The 15,419-nt window shown below is 70.2% G+C and carries 20 protein-coding genes and 1 pseudogene; 13 read left to right on the top strand and 8 right to left on the bottom strand.

Annotation, left to right across the window (positions count from 1 at the left end):
• Window positions 1–474, top strand: coding sequence for a C40 family peptidase (locus ABZV38_RS18800; protein ID WP_356328316.1), 474 nt, complete (start codon window positions 1–3; stop codon window positions 472–474).
• A gap of 58 nt (window positions 475–532) precedes the next feature.
• Here ABZV38_RS18800 and ABZV38_RS18805 read toward each other — a convergent pair.
• Window positions 533–696 (bottom strand): annotated as a pseudogene (locus ABZV38_RS18805) (LysE family translocator); the annotation flags it as partial.
• Window positions 697–807: 111 nt separating this feature from the next.
• Here ABZV38_RS18805 and ABZV38_RS18810 point away from each other — a divergent pair.
• Window positions 808–984 carry a hypothetical protein gene (locus tag ABZV38_RS18810; protein WP_356328318.1) on the top strand — a complete coding sequence of 59 codons (177 nt, stop codon included), beginning with the start codon at window positions 808–810 and terminating at the stop codon, window positions 982–984.
• Window positions 985–1,080: 96 nt separating this feature from the next.
• Here the strand turns inward: ABZV38_RS18810 and ABZV38_RS18815 are convergent, their stop codons facing one another.
• On the bottom strand, window positions 1,081–1,512 hold the full coding sequence (locus ABZV38_RS18815; RefSeq protein WP_356328319.1) for an ATP-binding protein: 432 nt from the start codon (window positions 1,510–1,512) through the stop codon (window positions 1,081–1,083).
• Window positions 1,513–1,716: 204 nt separating this feature from the next.
• On the opposite strand from ABZV38_RS18815, the gene ABZV38_RS18820 reads away from it, so the two are divergent.
• Window positions 1,717–2,574 carry a helix-turn-helix transcriptional regulator gene (locus tag ABZV38_RS18820; RefSeq protein WP_356328321.1) on the top strand — a complete coding sequence of 286 codons (858 nt, stop codon included), beginning with the start codon at window positions 1,717–1,719 and terminating at the stop codon, window positions 2,572–2,574.
• Between the two features lie 27 nt (window positions 2,575–2,601).
• Window positions 2,602–2,808, top strand: coding sequence for a DUF397 domain-containing protein (locus tag ABZV38_RS18825; RefSeq protein ID WP_356328323.1), 207 nt, complete (start codon window positions 2,602–2,604; stop codon window positions 2,806–2,808).
• A 21-nt stretch (window positions 2,809–2,829) separates the two neighbouring features.
• Here the strand turns inward: ABZV38_RS18825 and ABZV38_RS18830 are convergent, their stop codons facing one another.
• Window positions 2,830–3,972: an 8-amino-7-oxononanoate synthase gene (locus ABZV38_RS18830; RefSeq protein ID WP_356328325.1), complete on the bottom strand. Its 1,143-nt coding sequence runs from the start codon at window positions 3,970–3,972 to the stop codon at window positions 2,830–2,832.
• A gap of 144 nt (window positions 3,973–4,116) precedes the next feature.
• On the opposite strand from ABZV38_RS18830, the gene bioB reads away from it, so the two are divergent.
• From bioB to ABZV38_RS18850, 4 genes are all read left to right on the top strand, one after another.
• Window positions 4,117–5,301, top strand: a complete 1,185-nt coding sequence (gene bioB, locus ABZV38_RS18835) for a biotin synthase BioB (protein ID WP_356328326.1) — start codon at window positions 4,117–4,119, stop codon at window positions 5,299–5,301.
• Entirely contained in the window at window positions 5,294–6,598 is a 1,305-nt protein-coding gene (locus ABZV38_RS18840; RefSeq protein ID WP_356328327.1) for an adenosylmethionine--8-amino-7-oxononanoate transaminase, read from the top strand. Before bioB ends, ABZV38_RS18840 begins: the two co-directional genes overlap by 8 nt.
• Before the next feature lies 1 nt (window position 6,599).
• Window positions 6,600–7,295 carry a dethiobiotin synthase gene (bioD, locus tag ABZV38_RS18845; protein ID WP_356328329.1) on the top strand — a complete coding sequence of 232 codons (696 nt, stop codon included), beginning with the start codon at window positions 6,600–6,602 and terminating at the stop codon, window positions 7,293–7,295.
• A 191-nt stretch (window positions 7,296–7,486) separates the two neighbouring features.
• The gene (locus ABZV38_RS18850) at window positions 7,487–8,164 is read left to right on the top strand and encodes a class I SAM-dependent methyltransferase (RefSeq protein WP_356328331.1); all 678 of its coding nucleotides are present in this window, start codon (window positions 7,487–7,489) and stop codon (window positions 8,162–8,164) included.
• 4 nt (window positions 8,165–8,168) lie between these two features.
• Here the strand turns inward: ABZV38_RS18850 and ABZV38_RS18855 are convergent, their stop codons facing one another.
• From ABZV38_RS18855 to ABZV38_RS18870, 4 genes are all read right to left on the bottom strand, one after another.
• The gene (locus ABZV38_RS18855; RefSeq protein WP_356328333.1) at window positions 8,169–8,378 is read right to left on the bottom strand and encodes a hypothetical protein; all 210 of its coding nucleotides are present in this window, start codon (window positions 8,376–8,378) and stop codon (window positions 8,169–8,171) included.
• On the bottom strand, window positions 8,341–8,655 hold the full coding sequence (locus tag ABZV38_RS18860) for a hypothetical protein (protein ID WP_356328335.1): 315 nt from the start codon (window positions 8,653–8,655) through the stop codon (window positions 8,341–8,343). Before ABZV38_RS18860 ends, ABZV38_RS18855 begins: the two co-directional genes overlap by 38 nt.
• Window positions 8,656–8,719: 64 nt before the next feature.
• On the bottom strand, window positions 8,720–9,091 hold the full coding sequence (locus ABZV38_RS18865) for a fic family toxin-antitoxin system, toxin component (RefSeq protein ID WP_356328337.1): 372 nt from the start codon (window positions 9,089–9,091) through the stop codon (window positions 8,720–8,722).
• Window positions 9,088–9,315 (bottom strand): hypothetical protein, encoded by a 228-nt coding sequence (locus ABZV38_RS18870; protein WP_030921856.1) that lies wholly within the window; start codon window positions 9,313–9,315, stop codon window positions 9,088–9,090. The genes ABZV38_RS18865 and ABZV38_RS18870 overlap by 4 nt, the downstream gene beginning before the upstream one ends.
• Window positions 9,316–9,395: 80 nt before the next feature.
• Here ABZV38_RS18870 and ABZV38_RS18875 point away from each other — a divergent pair, with 80 nt between their 5' ends.
• The 5 genes from ABZV38_RS18875 to ABZV38_RS18895 all read left to right on the top strand — a co-directional run bounded on the left by ABZV38_RS18875 (window position 9,396) and on the right by ABZV38_RS18895 (window position 14,097).
• Window positions 9,396–10,082, top strand: coding sequence for a TIGR03621 family F420-dependent LLM class oxidoreductase (locus tag ABZV38_RS18875; protein WP_356328339.1), 687 nt, complete (start codon window positions 9,396–9,398; stop codon window positions 10,080–10,082).
• A 54-nt stretch (window positions 10,083–10,136) separates the two neighbouring features.
• The gene (locus ABZV38_RS18880) at window positions 10,137–10,562 is read left to right on the top strand and encodes a GNAT family N-acetyltransferase (RefSeq protein WP_356328341.1); all 426 of its coding nucleotides are present in this window, start codon (window positions 10,137–10,139) and stop codon (window positions 10,560–10,562) included.
• Between the two features lie 215 nt (window positions 10,563–10,777).
• Window positions 10,778–12,115 (top strand): hemolysin family protein, encoded by a 1,338-nt coding sequence (locus ABZV38_RS18885; RefSeq protein ID WP_356328343.1) that lies wholly within the window; start codon window positions 10,778–10,780, stop codon window positions 12,113–12,115.
• Window positions 12,112–13,131: a hemolysin family protein gene (locus ABZV38_RS18890; protein ID WP_356328344.1), complete on the top strand. Its 1,020-nt coding sequence runs from the start codon at window positions 12,112–12,114 to the stop codon at window positions 13,129–13,131. The genes ABZV38_RS18885 and ABZV38_RS18890 overlap by 4 nt, the downstream gene beginning before the upstream one ends.
• Before the next feature lie 123 nt (window positions 13,132–13,254).
• On the top strand, window positions 13,255–14,097 hold the full coding sequence (locus tag ABZV38_RS18895) for an SGNH/GDSL hydrolase family protein (RefSeq protein WP_356328346.1): 843 nt from the start codon (window positions 13,255–13,257) through the stop codon (window positions 14,095–14,097).
• 157 nt (window positions 14,098–14,254) lie between these two features.
• On the opposite strand, the gene ABZV38_RS18900 is transcribed toward ABZV38_RS18895, so the two are convergent.
• Window positions 14,255–15,403, bottom strand: coding sequence for a glycosyltransferase (locus tag ABZV38_RS18900; protein WP_356328348.1), 1,149 nt, complete (start codon window positions 15,401–15,403; stop codon window positions 14,255–14,257).
• Between the last annotated feature and the right edge of the window lie 16 nt (window positions 15,404–15,419).

Genomic DNA, 15,419 nt, shown 5'->3' on the forward strand with positions numbered 1-15,419 from the left:
ATGACTGCGCAGGTTCACGTCCCGTCTCTGCTCACCCGGGCCGGTACGGCCACGGTTCTGACGCTCGCCGCCGTCGGCGGCTCCGTGATCGCCCCCGGCGTCGTGACCGACGCCCAGGCCGCGACTCATTCCACGAAGGCGCTCAAGATCGCCGCGTCGAAGAAGGGATCGCCGTACCGGTACGGGGCCACGGGCCCCCACCGTTTCGACTGTTCGGGCCTGACGATGTTCGCCTTCAAGAAGGTGGGCAAGAAGCTCCCCCGCACGGCCCAGCAGCAGTACAACAAGACCCGGCACATCTCGGCCTCGCAGCGGCGACGCGGCGATCTGGTCTTCTTCCACTGGGGGCGCAGCGTCTACCACGTGGGGATCTACGCCGGTAAGGGCAGGATCTGGCACTCGCCGAAAAGCGGTGCCGTGGTGCGGCTGGAGAAGATCTGGACGAGGAGCGTCTGGTACGGACGGGTCCGCTGACTTCCGTCTCTTCCGTCTGCTCCGCCTTTCGGCTGCCGGTCACCTCCGCCGGTCAGCGCAGCAGGGGGCCGGTGACCAGCACCGCCGCGAGCCCGGCGACGACCGGCGCGGCGCGGACGAGCAGCCCCCGGCGACGCCGAGCGCCGTGGCCGCCCCGGCCGCGCGTGAGGCGAGAGCGTTCCGTACGACCACGGTGAAGTCGGCACCCGGCAGCGCCACCATCCCCGCGGCGACCCCAGCCGCCCGAGGGGATCGCCGCGGTGACCTCGGGCGACGTCGATCTCGCGCTGACCCATGCCTATGAGCCGGCGTGCGGGGAACGGGGTGGCGGTGGTGCCTGAGATGGTCGCCGCGATGTCGCCGACGCCGCTGTCCGTGCGGCGGCTGGAACCCGCAGCTCTCCGGCGGACCACCTCGGTGTTGCACCACGGCGACGGGGCGAGTGGAGCGGCTGCCACGCTGTGCGCGCTGCTGCGCGGCGGCTTCGGGCGGGCTGCTGCGGTGCAGTGACCATGCGTCGCGACGGACGGCGACGCACCCGACGGCCGGCTGCCGACGACGCGAAGTCCGGGCCCGGCCCGAGTTCAGGTCCGGCGGGGACGGTGGTCACGTCTGGACGGTGACCGACCAGGGGAGCGCGATCCACACGGTCTTGCCTCCCTCGGCGGTCGGCGTGACCGTGAGCCGTCCACCGCACTCCTTGGCCAGACAGCGGATGATCACCATGCCGCGCCCGTTGTCCTGCCGCACGGCGGCGGGCAGTCGTTGGGGCCACCGGGGGTGACTGTCCGTCACCCCGAGATGCAGCTGTTCCTCCCGCTCCAGCCGCAGGTCCACGGTGAAGGTGGGCGACTGGCCGAAGGTGTGCTGGACAGCGTTGGTCGTGAGCTCGGAGACGATGAGCCGGATGGTGTCGGCGATCTCCGTGTCATCGGGAAGACCCCAGTCGGCGAGCACCTTGGCCACGTATCTCCGGGCCGAGGAGACCGAGAGCGGCTCGCTCGGCAGAGTGACACTTGCTTCTTGATGGTCTGCCATGGCGAGCCGTCCTTTTCCCGCCCGGACCGACCCGTGATCGGCCCGGGATGCGCTTCGCGCCAGAGTGCCACTGATGCTGCCCTCCGTGACGGCGATCCACCAAGATATGCATATATCTGTCGCTCGAAGCGGTGAACTCTGGCCCGGAATACCGCGCATGGGCGGCACACTGGCCCCTCGGCACGAGAGGGAGGGAGGCCGCGGATGCAGCACGGCCCCGCGGTGCGGCGCCGCAAGCTCGGGGAGGAGCTGCGGAGTCTGCGCCACACGTCCGGACTGACGAGTCGTGACGCGGCACGGCTGGTCGGCTGGCATCAGTCGAAGGTGAGCCGGATCGAGACCGGTACCAGTGGTGTGAAACCGGCCGATGTGGGCCGGCTGCTGGATGCCTACGGCGTGGACGACCTGCAGTTACGGACGCTCCTGGAGACGCTCGCGGGTTCGGCGGGCGGCGGCGGAACCGGTTGGTGGCACGCCTACCGCGGTCTCATCCCGCCCCAGTACCGGGACTTCATCAGTCTGGAGTCCCAGGCCAGAACCGCCCGCACGCTGGAGACCTCGGTGGTGCCCGGGCTCCTGCAGACCGCCGACTACGCGCGTGCGGTCACCCGTGCGTCGCTGGACGGGCTGCCCGCCGGCCAGCTGGACTCGCTGGTGGAGGTGCGGCTCGCCCGGCAGGGGGTGCTGCGGACCGATCCGCCGCTGCGGCTGACCGCGGTGCTCGACGAGGCGGTGCTGCGGCGCGAGGTCGGCGGGCGCCAGGTGATGCGCAATCAGTTGCGCCATCTGATCCGGGTTTCTCAACTTCGCCACGTACAACTGCAGTTGCTGCCGTTCGCGGTAGGTGGGTATATGGGCCTCACCGGACCTTTCGTTATCTTCTCCTTTCCGAACACTTCTGATCTGGATGTGGTTGTTCTCGACCACTTGACGAGTAGCCTCTACCTGGAACGGAAAGAAGACCTTGAGGCGTACAGCTCGGCCTTCTGCACGATGCAGGCACACGCGCTGTCGCCGGAGCACTCGTTGGACCTGATCGCCGCGATCGACCGCGACGGCTAGGAACCTCAGACTGCCCGAGGGGGCCCGATGTCCGATTGCCTCGCAGAGCACGCCTTACAGTGGCGGCGCAGCAGCCGCAGCACGGGGATGAACAACTGCGTGGAAGCCGCGCTGTTCGGTCCGGAACGGCTTGCCGTGCGGGACTCCAAGGACGTGTCCAGGCCCCCGCTGCGGTTCTCCGCGGCGGCCTGGAAGTCGTTCGTCTCCGGCCTGGCCGACGGCTCGGCGGGCTGACCGGCCGGGTCGCGGCTCCGGTCAGGCTGCCGGAGCGGTCCGCAGGACGGTCTCCACCGCGTTCGTGATCTGCGCCTCCGTCAGATCGGCACGGGCGGTGAGCCGCAGCCGCGAGATGCCGTCCGGGACCGACGGCGGGCGGAAGCAACCCACCACGATCCCGGCCGTGCGGCAGTCGGCCGCCCAGCGCACCGCCGCGTCCGGCGAAGGCGCCCGGACCGAAACGACGGCGGCGTCGGGGCGAACCGCGGTCAGCCCCGCGGCGGTCAGTCGTTCGTACAGGGCGGTGGCGACCGCCCGGGCCCTGCCCGCCCGTTCCGGCTCGCGGCGCAGCAGTCGCAGGCTTGCAAGAGCTGCGCCTGCGGCGGCCGGTGCGAGCCCGGTGTCGAAGATGAACGTACGGGCCGTGTTGACCAGATGGTCGATCACCCCGGCCGGTCCGAGGACCGCTCCGCCCTGGCTGCCCAGGGACTTGGAGAGGGTGGCGGTGGCTACGACGCCTTCGCCGCCGGCGAGACCGGCGGCGGCGAGGGCGCCGCGCCCGCCGTCCCCGAGCACGCCCAGACCGTGCGCGTCGTCGACGAGCAGCGCGGCCCCCTGCGTATGGCAGACGTCGGCCAGTTCGAGCAGCGGTGCGGCGTCGCCGTCGACGGAGAAGACGGAGTCGGTGACAGCCAGGGCACGGCCGTCGTGCGCGTGCAGCGCCTTGGCGACGGCCTCGGGATCGGCATGCGGTACGACGGCGGTCTCGGCCCGGGAGAGCCGGCAGCCGTCGACGATGGAGGCGTGGTTGCCCGCGTCGGAAACGATCAGGGAGCCGCGGCCGGTGAGGGCGGTGAGCGCGGCGAGATTGGCCGCGTAGCCGGAGGAGAGGACCAGGGCTGCCTCGAAGCCGCAGAATGCGGCCAGTTCACGTTCGAGTTCGGCGTGCAGTGCGGTGGAGCCGGTGACCAGCCGGGAGCCGGTGGCGCCCGCACCCCACCGGTGCGCGGCCTCGGCGGCGGCCGCGGTCACCTCAGGGTGCCGGGTGAGGCCCAGATAGTCGTTGCTCGCGAGGTCCAGCAGTTCCGGGTCGGCGGGCCGGGGGCGGAGCGTGCGGACGAGTCCGGCATCCGCACGGCGGCGGGCCTCGTCGTCGATCCAGTCGAACGGGGCGAGGGGCATGGCGACGGTCCCTTTTGTAGGCAGCTCACAGACCCTAACCGGGGGCGCAGCCGGGCATGGTGTGGCAATACACACACCCTCTGCGGGCTCTGTTGTCCGGTTCCTCCTTGGCTGCGGGCGGTGGAGTAGGCAAGGATCATCGCCATGGACCTCCTGAACACGCTGGTGGACAAGGGGCTGCGGCGCGAGCTGCCGACCCGCGAAGAAGCGCTCGCCGTGCTGGCGACCTCTGACGACGATCTGCTCGAAGTGGTGGCCGCGGCCGGAAAGGTACGCCGCCAGTGGTTCGGCCGACGGGTGAAGCTGAACTATCTGGTCAATCTCAAATCCGGGCTCTGCCCCGAGGACTGCTCGTACTGTTCCCAGCGGCTCGGCTCGAAGGCCGAGATCCTCAAGTACACCTGGCTGAAACCGGACGAGGCATCGAAGGCCGCCGCCGCCGGGGTGGCGGGCGGCGCGAAGCGTGTCTGCCTGGTGGCAAGCGGCCGTGGTCCGACCGACCGGGACGTCGACCGGGTGTCGCAGACCATCGAGGCCATCAAGGAGCAGAACCAGGGCGTCGAGGTGTGCGCCTGCCTCGGTCTGCTCTCCGAGGGGCAGGCCGGCCGGCTGCGCTCGGCGGGCGCCGACGCGTACAACCACAACCTCAACACGTCCGAGGGGACATACGGGGACATCACCACCACCCACACCTATGCGGACCGGGTGGAGACCGTGCAGCAGGCGCAGGCGGCGGGGCTCTCCGCGTGCTCCGGACTGATCGCCGGGATGGGCGAGAGCGACACGGATCTGGTCGATGTCGTCTTCTCGCTGCGCGAACTGGACCCGGACTCGGTTCCGGTGAACTTCCTGATCCCGTTCGAGGGCACGCCGCTCGCCAAGGAGTGGAATCTCACCCCGCAGCGCTGCCTGCGCATTCTCGCGATGGTCCGGTTCGTCTGCCCGGATGCCGAGGTCCGGCTCGCGGGCGGCCGCGAGGTGCATCTGCGCTCCATGCAGCCGCTCGCGCTGCACCTGGTCAACTCGATCTTCCTGGGCGACTATCTGACCAGCGAGGGCCAGGCAGGGCAGACGGATCTGGACATGATCGCGGACGCCGGATTCGAGGTGGAGGGCGCGGGCACGACGACGCTGCCCCGGCACCGTACGGAGGCGGGGGCCGAGCCGGAGGCCGGCAGCGGTTGCGGCGGGCACTCCGGGGGCTGTGCGCCCTGCGGTGACATGGCCGACGAGCCCGCGGCCGTCGAGGCCGAGGCTCCGGCCGCGCGCACGGATCTGGTGGCGGTCCGCCGTCGCGGCGCGGGGACGGATCTCGCCCCCAATGCCTGACCCCCTCTCCCTCGCGGAGTTGCGGACCCTGGACCGGGCCCACGTCTGGCACCCGTACGGCCCGATGCCGGGCCGGCAGGAGCCGCTGATCGTGGAATCCGCGTCCGGGGTACGGCTCCGGCTCGCCGAACCGGCCCATGGGCAGATCGAGTTGATCGACGGCATGTCGTCGTGGTGGTCGGCGGTGCACGGCTACAACCATCCGGTGCTCAACGAGGCGGCACGCGGCCAGCTGGACCGGATGAGCCATGTGATGTTCGGCGGGCTCACCCATGAGCCCGCCGTGCGGCTGGCCGCACGGCTCGTCGAGATCACACCGGAGCCGCTGCGCCATGTCTTCCTCGCCGACTCCGGTTCGGTGTCGGTCGAGGTCGCGGTGAAGATGTGCCTGCAGTACTGGCACTCGACCGGACGGCCGGCGAAGAAACGGCTGCTGACCTGGCGCGGCGGCTACCACGGGGACACCTGGCAGCCGATGTCGGTGTGCGACCCCGAGGGCGGCATGCACGGGCTGTGGTCGGGCGCGCTGCCCCGGCAGGTCTTCGCCGACGAACCGCCGGGCGGTTTCGACGCAGAGCCGGATGAGGTGTACGTCCAGCATCTGCGGGACCTGATCGCGCGGCATGCCGATGAGCTGGCCGCGGTGATCGTGGAGCCGGTGGTGCAGGGTGCGGGCGGGATGCGGTTCCACTCCCCCGGCTATCTGCGGGTGCTGCGCGGGGCATGCGACGCGCATGACGTGCTGCTGGTGTTCGACGAGATCGCCAGCGGTTTCGGGCGCACGGGGAAGCTGTTCGCCGCCGGGCACGCCGGGATCTCCCCCGACGTCATGTGTGTCGGCAAGGCGCTGACCGGCGGCTATCTGACGATGGCAGCGACGCTGTGCACCTCACGGGTGGCGGAGGGCATCTCGCGCGGCGAGGTGCCGGTGCTGGCGCACGGGCCGACGTTCATGGGCAACCCGCTGGCCGCCGCGGTGGCCCTCGCCTCGATCGATCTGCTGCTCGGCCAGGACTGGCAGCAGGAGGTCAAGCGCCTGGAATCGGGGCTGCGGGACGGTCTTGCCGGTGCGCGTTCGATCGCGGGTGTGCGGGACGTACGCGTCCTGGGCGCCATCGGCGTCGTACAGCTCGATCACGACGTGAACATGGCTGCGGCCACCGAGGCTGCGGTCCGCGAGGGCGTGTGGCTGCGCCCGTTCCGGGACCTGATCTACACGATGCCGCCGTATGTGACCGGCGGCGACGATCTGGCGCGCATCTGCCGTGCGGTGTGCGCGGCAGCGCGGGAGGGCTGAGATGCCGGTACTGGTAGTGAGCGGCACGGGTACAGAGATCGGCAAGACGGTCGTCACGGCGGCGGTGGCCGCGGTGGCGGTCGCCGCCGGGCGTTCGGTGGCCGTGCTCAAGCCTGCCCAGACAGGTGTCGCGACGGGGGAGCCGGGCGACGTCTTCGAGGTGCGTCGACTGGCGGGTGCGGCAGTCACCGGCCTCGAACTGGCGAGGTTCCCGGAGCCGTTGGCGCCGGACACGGCCGCCCGGCGGGCGGGGATGCCGCCCGTGCACCCGGAACAGATCGCGGAGGCGGCCGAGAAGCTCGCAGCCGAGCACGATCTTGTGCTGGTCGAGGGTGCGGGCGGGCTGCTCGTACGGTTCGACGCCGAAGGCGCCACGCTCGCGGACGCGGCCCGGCTGCTGGCTGCCCCGGTTGTGGTCGTGACGTCCGCCGGGCTCGGCACACTCAATACGACCGCGCTCACCTCGGAGGCCCTGCGGGCGCGGGGGCTCGGGTGCCTCGGGGTGGTGGTGGGCAGCATGCCCGCCGAGCCGGACCTGGCCGCGCGCTGCAATCTCGGCGATCTGCCGGTAGTGGCGGGCGCGCCGCTGCTGGGCGTGGTGCCGGCCGGGGCGGGGGCGCTGGCGCCCGTCGACTTCCGCGCCCGGGCCGCGAGTTGGCTGACGGCGGAGCTGGGCGGGATCCGGACCGCCCGCTGAGCCGCAGAGCGGAGCCGACCGGGAATCCGGACGTCGGCTGAGCGGCTGAGCGGCGCGGGACGGGGGAGAATCAAAGTAGCCGTACTGTGCCGGTCGGGGCCTCCGGTCGCGCTTCCCCGGTCGGTTTGGGGCGGGCCCGGCCCGCCCCGCCGAGCGGTCCGGTGGAGCCGGTCCTGTCGAGGAGGTCTGTCATGCGCCTGCGGAGCACGAAGATCCCGAAGGACGCGGTGCACCACCCGGTCTTCGCCCGGGTCTATGCCCGCATGAGTGTGGTCGCGGAGACCAGATCCGGCATGCCTGCCATCCGCGCGGATCTGCTCACGGGTCTGTCCGGACGCATCATCGAGATCGGCGCGGGGAATGGCCTGAACTTCGCTCACTACCCGCCCGCCGTGTCCGAGGTGGTGGCGATCGAACCTGAGCGGAGCCTGCGGCAGTTGGCGGTACGGTCCGCACTGCGTGCCGGTATCCCGGTGGATGTCGTACCGGCTTCCGCAGAGGCGCTGCCGGTGAAGAGCGAGGCGTTCGACGGGGCCGTCGCGTCACTGGTGCTGTGCACCGTACGGAATGTGGAACGGTCACTCGCGGAGATCCAGCGGGTGCTGCGCCCCGGCGGGGAGCTGCGCTTCTTCGAGCATGTACGGGCCGACGACCGCGCCATGGCGGCGACCCAGCGGGCACTGGACCGCACGGTGTGGCCGCTGGTGTGCGGTGGGTGTCATACGTCGCGGGACACGCTCGCCGCGATCAAGGAGGCCGGGTTCGTGGTGGAGGAGTACCGCAGGGTCAAGCTGCCGGCGAGGGGGATCCGGCTCCCCATCTCCGCCTGCGTGCTGGGCGTGGCCCGCCGGACGACCGTGGTGGACTGACGCGTCAGTCCTCCTGCTCCAGCTTGTCCGCGAACGCCCGCAGTACGTCGGCCAGCTCCTTCTTGGTGGGCAGCCGGTCGACCTTCTTCTCGAGGTCGTCGATGCGCTTCGTCAGGTCGTCGATGCTCGCCGGGCCGGTGGGAGACGGGGTGGGGCCGTCGGTGGGGCCGGGGCTGTCAGTGGGGGCCGGGGCTGTCAGTGGGGTCCGGGGCATCGGTCGGGGTGGGGCTGGGATCCACGCCCCCGGAACCGCTCACGCTGCCGCCGTCCGTGCCCGTGCCACCACCATCGGTGCTGCCGCCGTCCGTACCGCCCGAGACTCCGACGGAGCCGCCGTCGAACGTCTCGGTGGGGAGAGGAGTCGGATCGGCCGAGCCGTTGTCCGGCGCTCCGACGGCCATGGCCCCGCCGACGCCGAGCACCACGGCAGCCACAGCGCCGACAATCGCCAGTGTCATCCGTCGCGCACGCGTGTTCCGCATGTGTGTCATGCGCCGGACATTAGCTACCGCTTACCGCGGAAGGCCCCCTTCCCGGAACCCCGCACAAAAGGAGTCATAGGCTCCACTGGCGGAGCTCGTCGGCGATGGCCCGGACGTCGGCCTTGCCCTCCTTGACCAGCCGGGCCAGGTCGCGGACCTGCTCGGGCGAAGTGATGACCTTCAGCCCGGAGGCGACGAGATAGCCGTAGGCGACGGCAGAGGCGAACATCGCGTTGGAGTGTTCCAGCGCGGGGACATGGAGCAGCAACTGCAGGAGTGCTGCGGCCCTGATGTGCGGGTCGCTGTAGACAAGGCTGCCGAAGATCTCCGCCTCATGACGGGCGACCGCGGCGACGAGCGCACCCCAGTCGACGACCTGCGGATCGCCGGGCGTCTTGTGCTCGGCGACCATGAGCAGCCAGGAAAGGTCGATCCGGAGGTTCAACGGGTGCCTTTGCGCTCCGGGCCGAACTCCTCGGCGAAGACCGACTCGTACTGCTTCATGAAGTCGGCAGCGGCCTCGACAAATGTATGTCCGACTTCGCCTGCATCCTGTTTGACGAGCTCCTCTATGTAGCGGTTCACGCTCATCCCCCTCTGCAGCGCGCGCTGCCGCGCAGCCTCGGCGGTGGCCTCGTCCACTCGTACGTTCAGCTGAGTCTTGGGCACATCAACACGCTAGCGCGGGATTGCTAGCACCGGCAAGGGGAGTGGTTCGGCATACGGACAACGCTCGCCCTCGGCAGAGTATGTGGCCTGCCCATCGATCAACCCGGCGCGAGGAGAGGTCATGGCGAGGCCGTTTCGATTCGCTGACCGAGGGGCGCCTGGAACTGGGGATCGGGGCCGGATACGTACGCGAGGAGCACGACCGGGCGGGCATCGAGTTCCTCGCCCCCGGCGGACGAGTGGACCATCTGCGACGTACCGTCGAGGAGCTGGACCGGCTGCTGCGCGACGACAACCACATCCCGGGGTCCCTGCAGAGCCCGAGACCACCGCTGCTGATCGGTGGGAACGGGGACCGGGTCCTGCGGCTGGCGGCCCGTTTCGCGGAGATCGTGGCGTTCACCGGGGCGGCGAGCGGCCGGACCGGCCAGCTCGTACCCCTCACCGCCGAGCAGCTCGACGAGCGCGTCGCCGCCTACCGGCGGTTCGCCGCCGGGCGGGAGAGCCCGGCCGAGCTGAATCTGCTCATCCAGTTCGTCCGGACGACCAACGACCGCCGTGCGGCCGTGCGCGAGGTGCTGCCGAGGATGCCGCACCTCGACGAGGACCAGGCCCTGGCACTGCCGCTGCTCGCGACGGGCACCGTGCGGGAGATCACCGAACAGCTGAGGGAGCGCCGGGAGCGGTACGGCTTCTCGTACCTGACGGTGCTGGAGCCGAATATGGAGGCATTCGGCCCGATCGTCCAGGCACTCGCCGGGAGCTGACCGCATGGTGGAATGCGTTCGACGGTCCGGCGGGCCCGGTGATGGGGTGGTTCCATGAACGATCTCGCAGTCCGCTCCGCGGCACCGGCCGACCTCGACGCCGTCCTCGCCTTCTGGAAGGTGGCGGCGGAGGGCACCAGCATCAGTGACGACCGGGACGGCATCGAACGGCTGGTTGCCCGCGATCCGGGGGCGCTGATCCTCGCGGAACGGGGCGGCGTACTCGTCGGAACGGTGATCGCGGGCTTCGACGGCTGGCGCTGCCATCTGTACCGGCTCGCGGTCCATCCCGATCAGCGCCGACAGGGTGTGGGCGGCGCACTGCTCGCGGCGGCGGAGGAACGATTCGTACAGCTGGGCGGCCGACGCGGCGATGCGATGGTGCTGGACCGCAACGACCTCGCGCAGCATGCGTGGCGCGCTGCGGGCTACGCGCCGCAGCCACAATGGAGCCGTTGGGTCAAGCCCCTGCGGGCCTGAAGGGGCCGACCGGGCCGACGATCACCCGCACAGCGGGCAATTTTGCCGACCCTTTACTATGGGTGCACCGTCGACCGATCCTCCCGAAAACCGTCGACCGATCCTCCCGAAAGGTGTGAGCGTCCGCCCATGGGCGAGCCTCCCAGTAGTAGCCGACATCGCCGACATCGAGCGATCCTCCTGCCCCTGCCCGATCATGGGACGGAGGTGAACCGATGACCGAAGTGCTCCTGCTGCTCGTGGCGGTACTGCTCTCGCTCGCCTGCGGTGCCTTCGTCGCGGCCGAGTTCTCCCTGACCACCATCGAGCGCGGTCAGCTCCAAAGGGCGATGGAGCGGGGCGAGCGGGGCGCGGCGAGCGCCATGAAGGCGGTGCGCAGTCTCACCTACCAGCTCTCCGGCGCACAGCTCGGCATCACCGTCACCAACCTCGTCGTCGGCATGATCTCCGAGCCGTCGATCGCGAAACTGATCCGCGGTCCGCTGGAGGCGGTCGGGCTCTCCCCGAGTGTGTCGTCCTCAGTGGCGCTGGTGCTGGGAACGGCGCTGTCCACAGTGTTCCTGATGGTGGTCGGCGAACTCGTCCCGAAGAACTGGGCGATCTCGTCGCCGCTCGCCGTGGCAAAGGCCGTGGCCACCCCGCAGCGGGCCTTCACCGCGGTCTTCCGGCCCTTCATCAGTCACCTCAACAACACGGCCAACCGGATCGTGCGCCGCGTCGGTCTCGAACCGGCCGAGGAGCTGGCCTCCGCCCGCAGCCCGCAGGAGCTGGTGGCGCTGGCCCGTCACTCGGCGAAGGCGGGCGCGCTGGAGGCGGACACCGCGGAGCTCTTCGTCCGCACCCTCAATCTCGCGGATCTGACCGCGGAGAATGTGATGACCCCACGGGTGCAGGTCACCGCGCTGGAGGTGCAGGCGACCGCCGAGGACGTCGCGAACGCCACCCGGGCCACCGGGCTGTCCCGCTTCCCCGTCTACCGGGGCAGCCTTGACACCGTTGTCGGTGTCGCACACATCAAGGACGTGCTGGCGATCCCGGCCGAGGAGAGGCGCCGCACACGCGTGTCGGAGATGCTGCGCGAGCCGCTGCTCGTACCGGAGACCCTCACCGTGGACCGGCTACTCGACCGGCTGTCCGGCAAGGTCGCGATGGCTGTCGTCATCGACGAGTACGGCGGCACGGCCGGAGTCGTCACGCTGGAGGACATCGTGGAGGAGGTCGTCGGCGAGGTGCGCGACGAGCACGACCCGCACGAGACACCGGACCTGGCAGCGGCCGGTGAGGACGCCGACGGGCGCACCCTCTGGTCGGCCGACGGCGCCGCCCGCACCGACCAACTGCGGACCATCGGACTCCGGGTGCCGGACGGACCGTACGAGACGCTCGCCGGACTGATCGCCACGGAGGTGGGCCGGATCCCGGCCCTCGGTGACTCCGTCGAACTGGCGGGCTGGCGGCTCGATGTGGTGGACGCCTCGGGTCGCCGCGCCGCGCGGGTGCTGCTGCACGCACCGCTGCCCGGCTCCGACGACGGGACGGAGGACGGACGATGACTGCCGTCCAGCTCTTCATCGGTCTGCTGACCCTGGTCGTCAATGCCTTCTTCGTCGGCGCGGAGTTCGCGCTGATCTCCGTACGCCGCAGCCAGATCGAGCCTCAGGCCGAGGCCGGGAACCGGCGGGCGCGGAGCGTCATCTGGGGTCTGGAGCATGTGTCGGCGCTGCTCGCGGCGGCGCAGCTGGGCATCACGCTGTGCACGCTGGTTCTCGGTATCGTCGCCGAACCGGCCATCGCGCATCTGCTGGAGCCCGTCTTCGACGTGGTGGGTGTGCCGCACGGACTGGTCCATCCGATCTCGTTCGTGATCGCGCTGTCCGTGGCGACGTATCTGCACATGCTGATCGGCGAGATGGTGCCGAAGAATATCGCGCTGGCGGAGCCGGTACGGACCGCGCTGCTGCTCGGTCCGCCGCTGGTCACCCTCGCCAGGACGTTGCGCCCGGTGATCTTCACGGTGAATGCCTTCGCCAACGCCCTGCTGAAACTTCTGCGGGTGGAGACGAAGGACGAGGTGTCCGCCACGTTCTCCGACGACGAACTGGCCCGCCTCGTGAAGGACGCCGGGGATGCCGGGCTCGTCGACGACCGAGCGGCCGAGCGTCTGCGGCACGCCCTGGAGCTGGGCCGTCGCCCGGTACGGGATGTGGTGCTGCCGGTCGACCAGGTGGTGTACACGCGGGTCGGGACGACGCCCGAGGAGCTCGAACGGCTCTCGTACGAGTCGGGTTTCTCTCGCTTCCCGGTGATGGACAGCGAGCAGCGGATCCTGGGCTACCTCCATGTGAAGGACGCCCTGGATGCCACGCCGCGCGATGTGCCGTTCCCGGTGACGGCGATGCGGCCGATCGCCCGGGTACGGGCCGCGACACCGCTCGACGATGTGCTGACCGCACTGCGACGGAGTCGTACGCACCTGGCGGTGGTGCTCGACGAGGACGACAAGCTGGCCGGAATGGTCACGATGGAGGATGTCCTGCGCGAGCTCGTGGGACGGCCGCAAGGACGCTGACGGGGCGAGCGTGGGCCGTGCGGCCGGCAGACGTATGCGCCGGCCGCACGGCCCACGGCCGGCGGACTCGGTCCGGTCTCCGTGGAGGGGGCCGGATTCCCACCGCGATACGATCGCATCGCCATGGAAATGAATGCCTCCTACACCAGTCTTGTCGCGGTCGGCGACTCCTTCACCGAGGGCATGTCGGACCTGCTGCCCGACGGTTCGTACGGCGGCTGGGCCGATGTCCTCGCCGGCCGGCTCGCCACCCGCTCTCCCGGGTTCCGGTACGCGAATCTCGCCGTACGCGGAAAGCTGATACGTCAGATAGTCGACGAGCAGGTCGACGCGGCGGTCGCCATGCAGGCGGATGTCGTCACGCTCGTCGGCGGTCTCAACGACACCCTGCGGCCGAAGTGCGACATGGGCATGGTGCGCGGGCAGCTGGAAGAAGCCGTGGAGCGTCTCGCGCCGTCGTGCAAGAAGCTGGTGCTGATGCGAAGCCCCGGTCGCAACGGCCCGGTGATGGAGCGGTTTCGTCCGCGTATGGAGGAGCTGTTCACCCTGGTCGACGATTTGGCGAACCGCCACGGCGCGCTGGTCGTCGATCTGTACGGTGCTCCGACGCTGGGCGATCCCCGGCTGTGGGACGTCGACCGGCTGCATCTGACGGCCGAGGGACACCGCAGGGTTGCCGAGGCGGTCTGGCAGACGCTGGGTCTTGCGGCCGAGAACGACTGGCAGACGCCGCTCCCGGCCGCCGTACCTCCGCGGTGGACGACGCGGCGCGTCGACGACCTCCGCTTCGCGCGCCGGCATCTGGTTCCATGGATCGGGCGGCGATTGACCGGCCGGTCGTCCGGCGACGGACGGACGGGCGCCCAGTTCAGCGCCGAGCTCGGGAAGGCCTTCTGGGTCACCCCCCAGGACGACCGGGCCCCCGGCCCGGTGGCGACGTGGCGCCGGGAGGACGGCGCCCGTTAGGAGGTGCCCTGTCGAGCCTGCTGGACGCAGCCGTACACGGGCCGTCCATCGAGGTCAGGGCCAGGGCCCTCGGTGATCCCGTAGAAGGAGGGCGCGGTCAACCGCCCGGCACTGACAATCGGTCGTCGAAGATCCACTGCGCCCGGACTGTGATGTGTCAGGCGTGGCAGCTGCTGCAATTGTTGTCACTGAGGTGTGGGCCCCGCCGCCAGTCCGGAGGCGACGCCCATGACGCGTTGCGAGTGGCCTGACGCTGCTCGGCGAACTCTCGGTTGGTGAGCGTCTGCCTGCGATAGGCATCAGGGAGGTCCGGCATCGGCAGGAGCCGGTCGCAGGCCCTGAGCGAACCGTCGATGTCGCCGACCCAGTAGGCGGTGATCGAGTACTCGAAGAGCAGCCCCCACCGGTACACCCATGGCTGGATGAACAGCAGGTCGTCCGGCGGTTCCCGGTCGAGTCCGGCGCAGACGAACGCGTGCGCGGCGCGGTGGCGGCCGAGACCGCGCAGCCGCGAGGAGAGTTCGTAGCAGGCTTCGAGTCGTTGCGGCCGCGACTCCCACGCGCGCGAGAGCGCGTCCATGGCGGCCGGCCAGTCGTCGGCATCGGCCTTGAGGATCCCGGCCTGCAGCAGCGAGTAGTACACCTCCTCACCCCAGCCACCCATCCGCGCGCGGCGCTCGTACAGGGCGATCGCCTTGTCCCTGTCGCCGAGATCCCGCATGGTCTGCGCCAGGTAGAAGACCGTGCGGGTGTTATCGGGGTCGCGTTCGAGCTCGGCACCGAGCAGACGTGCGTCCCGCTCGAACTTGTTGTGCCGCGATCCCCCGTCGGCGTAGTCCTCGATGACGAGCGCGTCGAGAGTCTGCTGGTCGTCGCGCTGGTCGGAGGTGAGGTACTCATGGGTGACGCCTTCGTACCGCCAGGCGATATCGCCGCGTACCAGACGCTTGACGCGGTACTCGGTCGCGCCTTCGTGCCGCAGCAGGTACGAGTCGGCGTTCAGCGGGGGCAGCGCCCCCTCCCTGCGGACCACCAGATCGGCGTCGAGGAGGAGCAGATAGTCGGCCTTGGCGTGGGCGTGCCTGATGTTCAGGGTCCGGTTGTGGCCGAAGTCCACCCAGGGCTCCTCGTGGAGCTCGCCCGGGACGCCGTCAAGTGCGGTACGGATCAGCTGCTGTGTGCCGTCGCTCGAACCGGTGTCGGAGATCACCCAGGTGTCGATCAGGCAGCGCACGGAGGCGAGGCAGCGCTCGATGACGTCGGCCTCGTTCTTGACGATCATGCACAGGCAGATCGACGGCTTCATGGCAACACCCATCCCG

The organism is Streptomyces sp. NPDC005181 (assembly GCF_040608395.1).
Classification (GTDB): domain Bacteria; phylum Actinomycetota; class Actinomycetes; order Streptomycetales; family Streptomycetaceae; genus Streptomyces.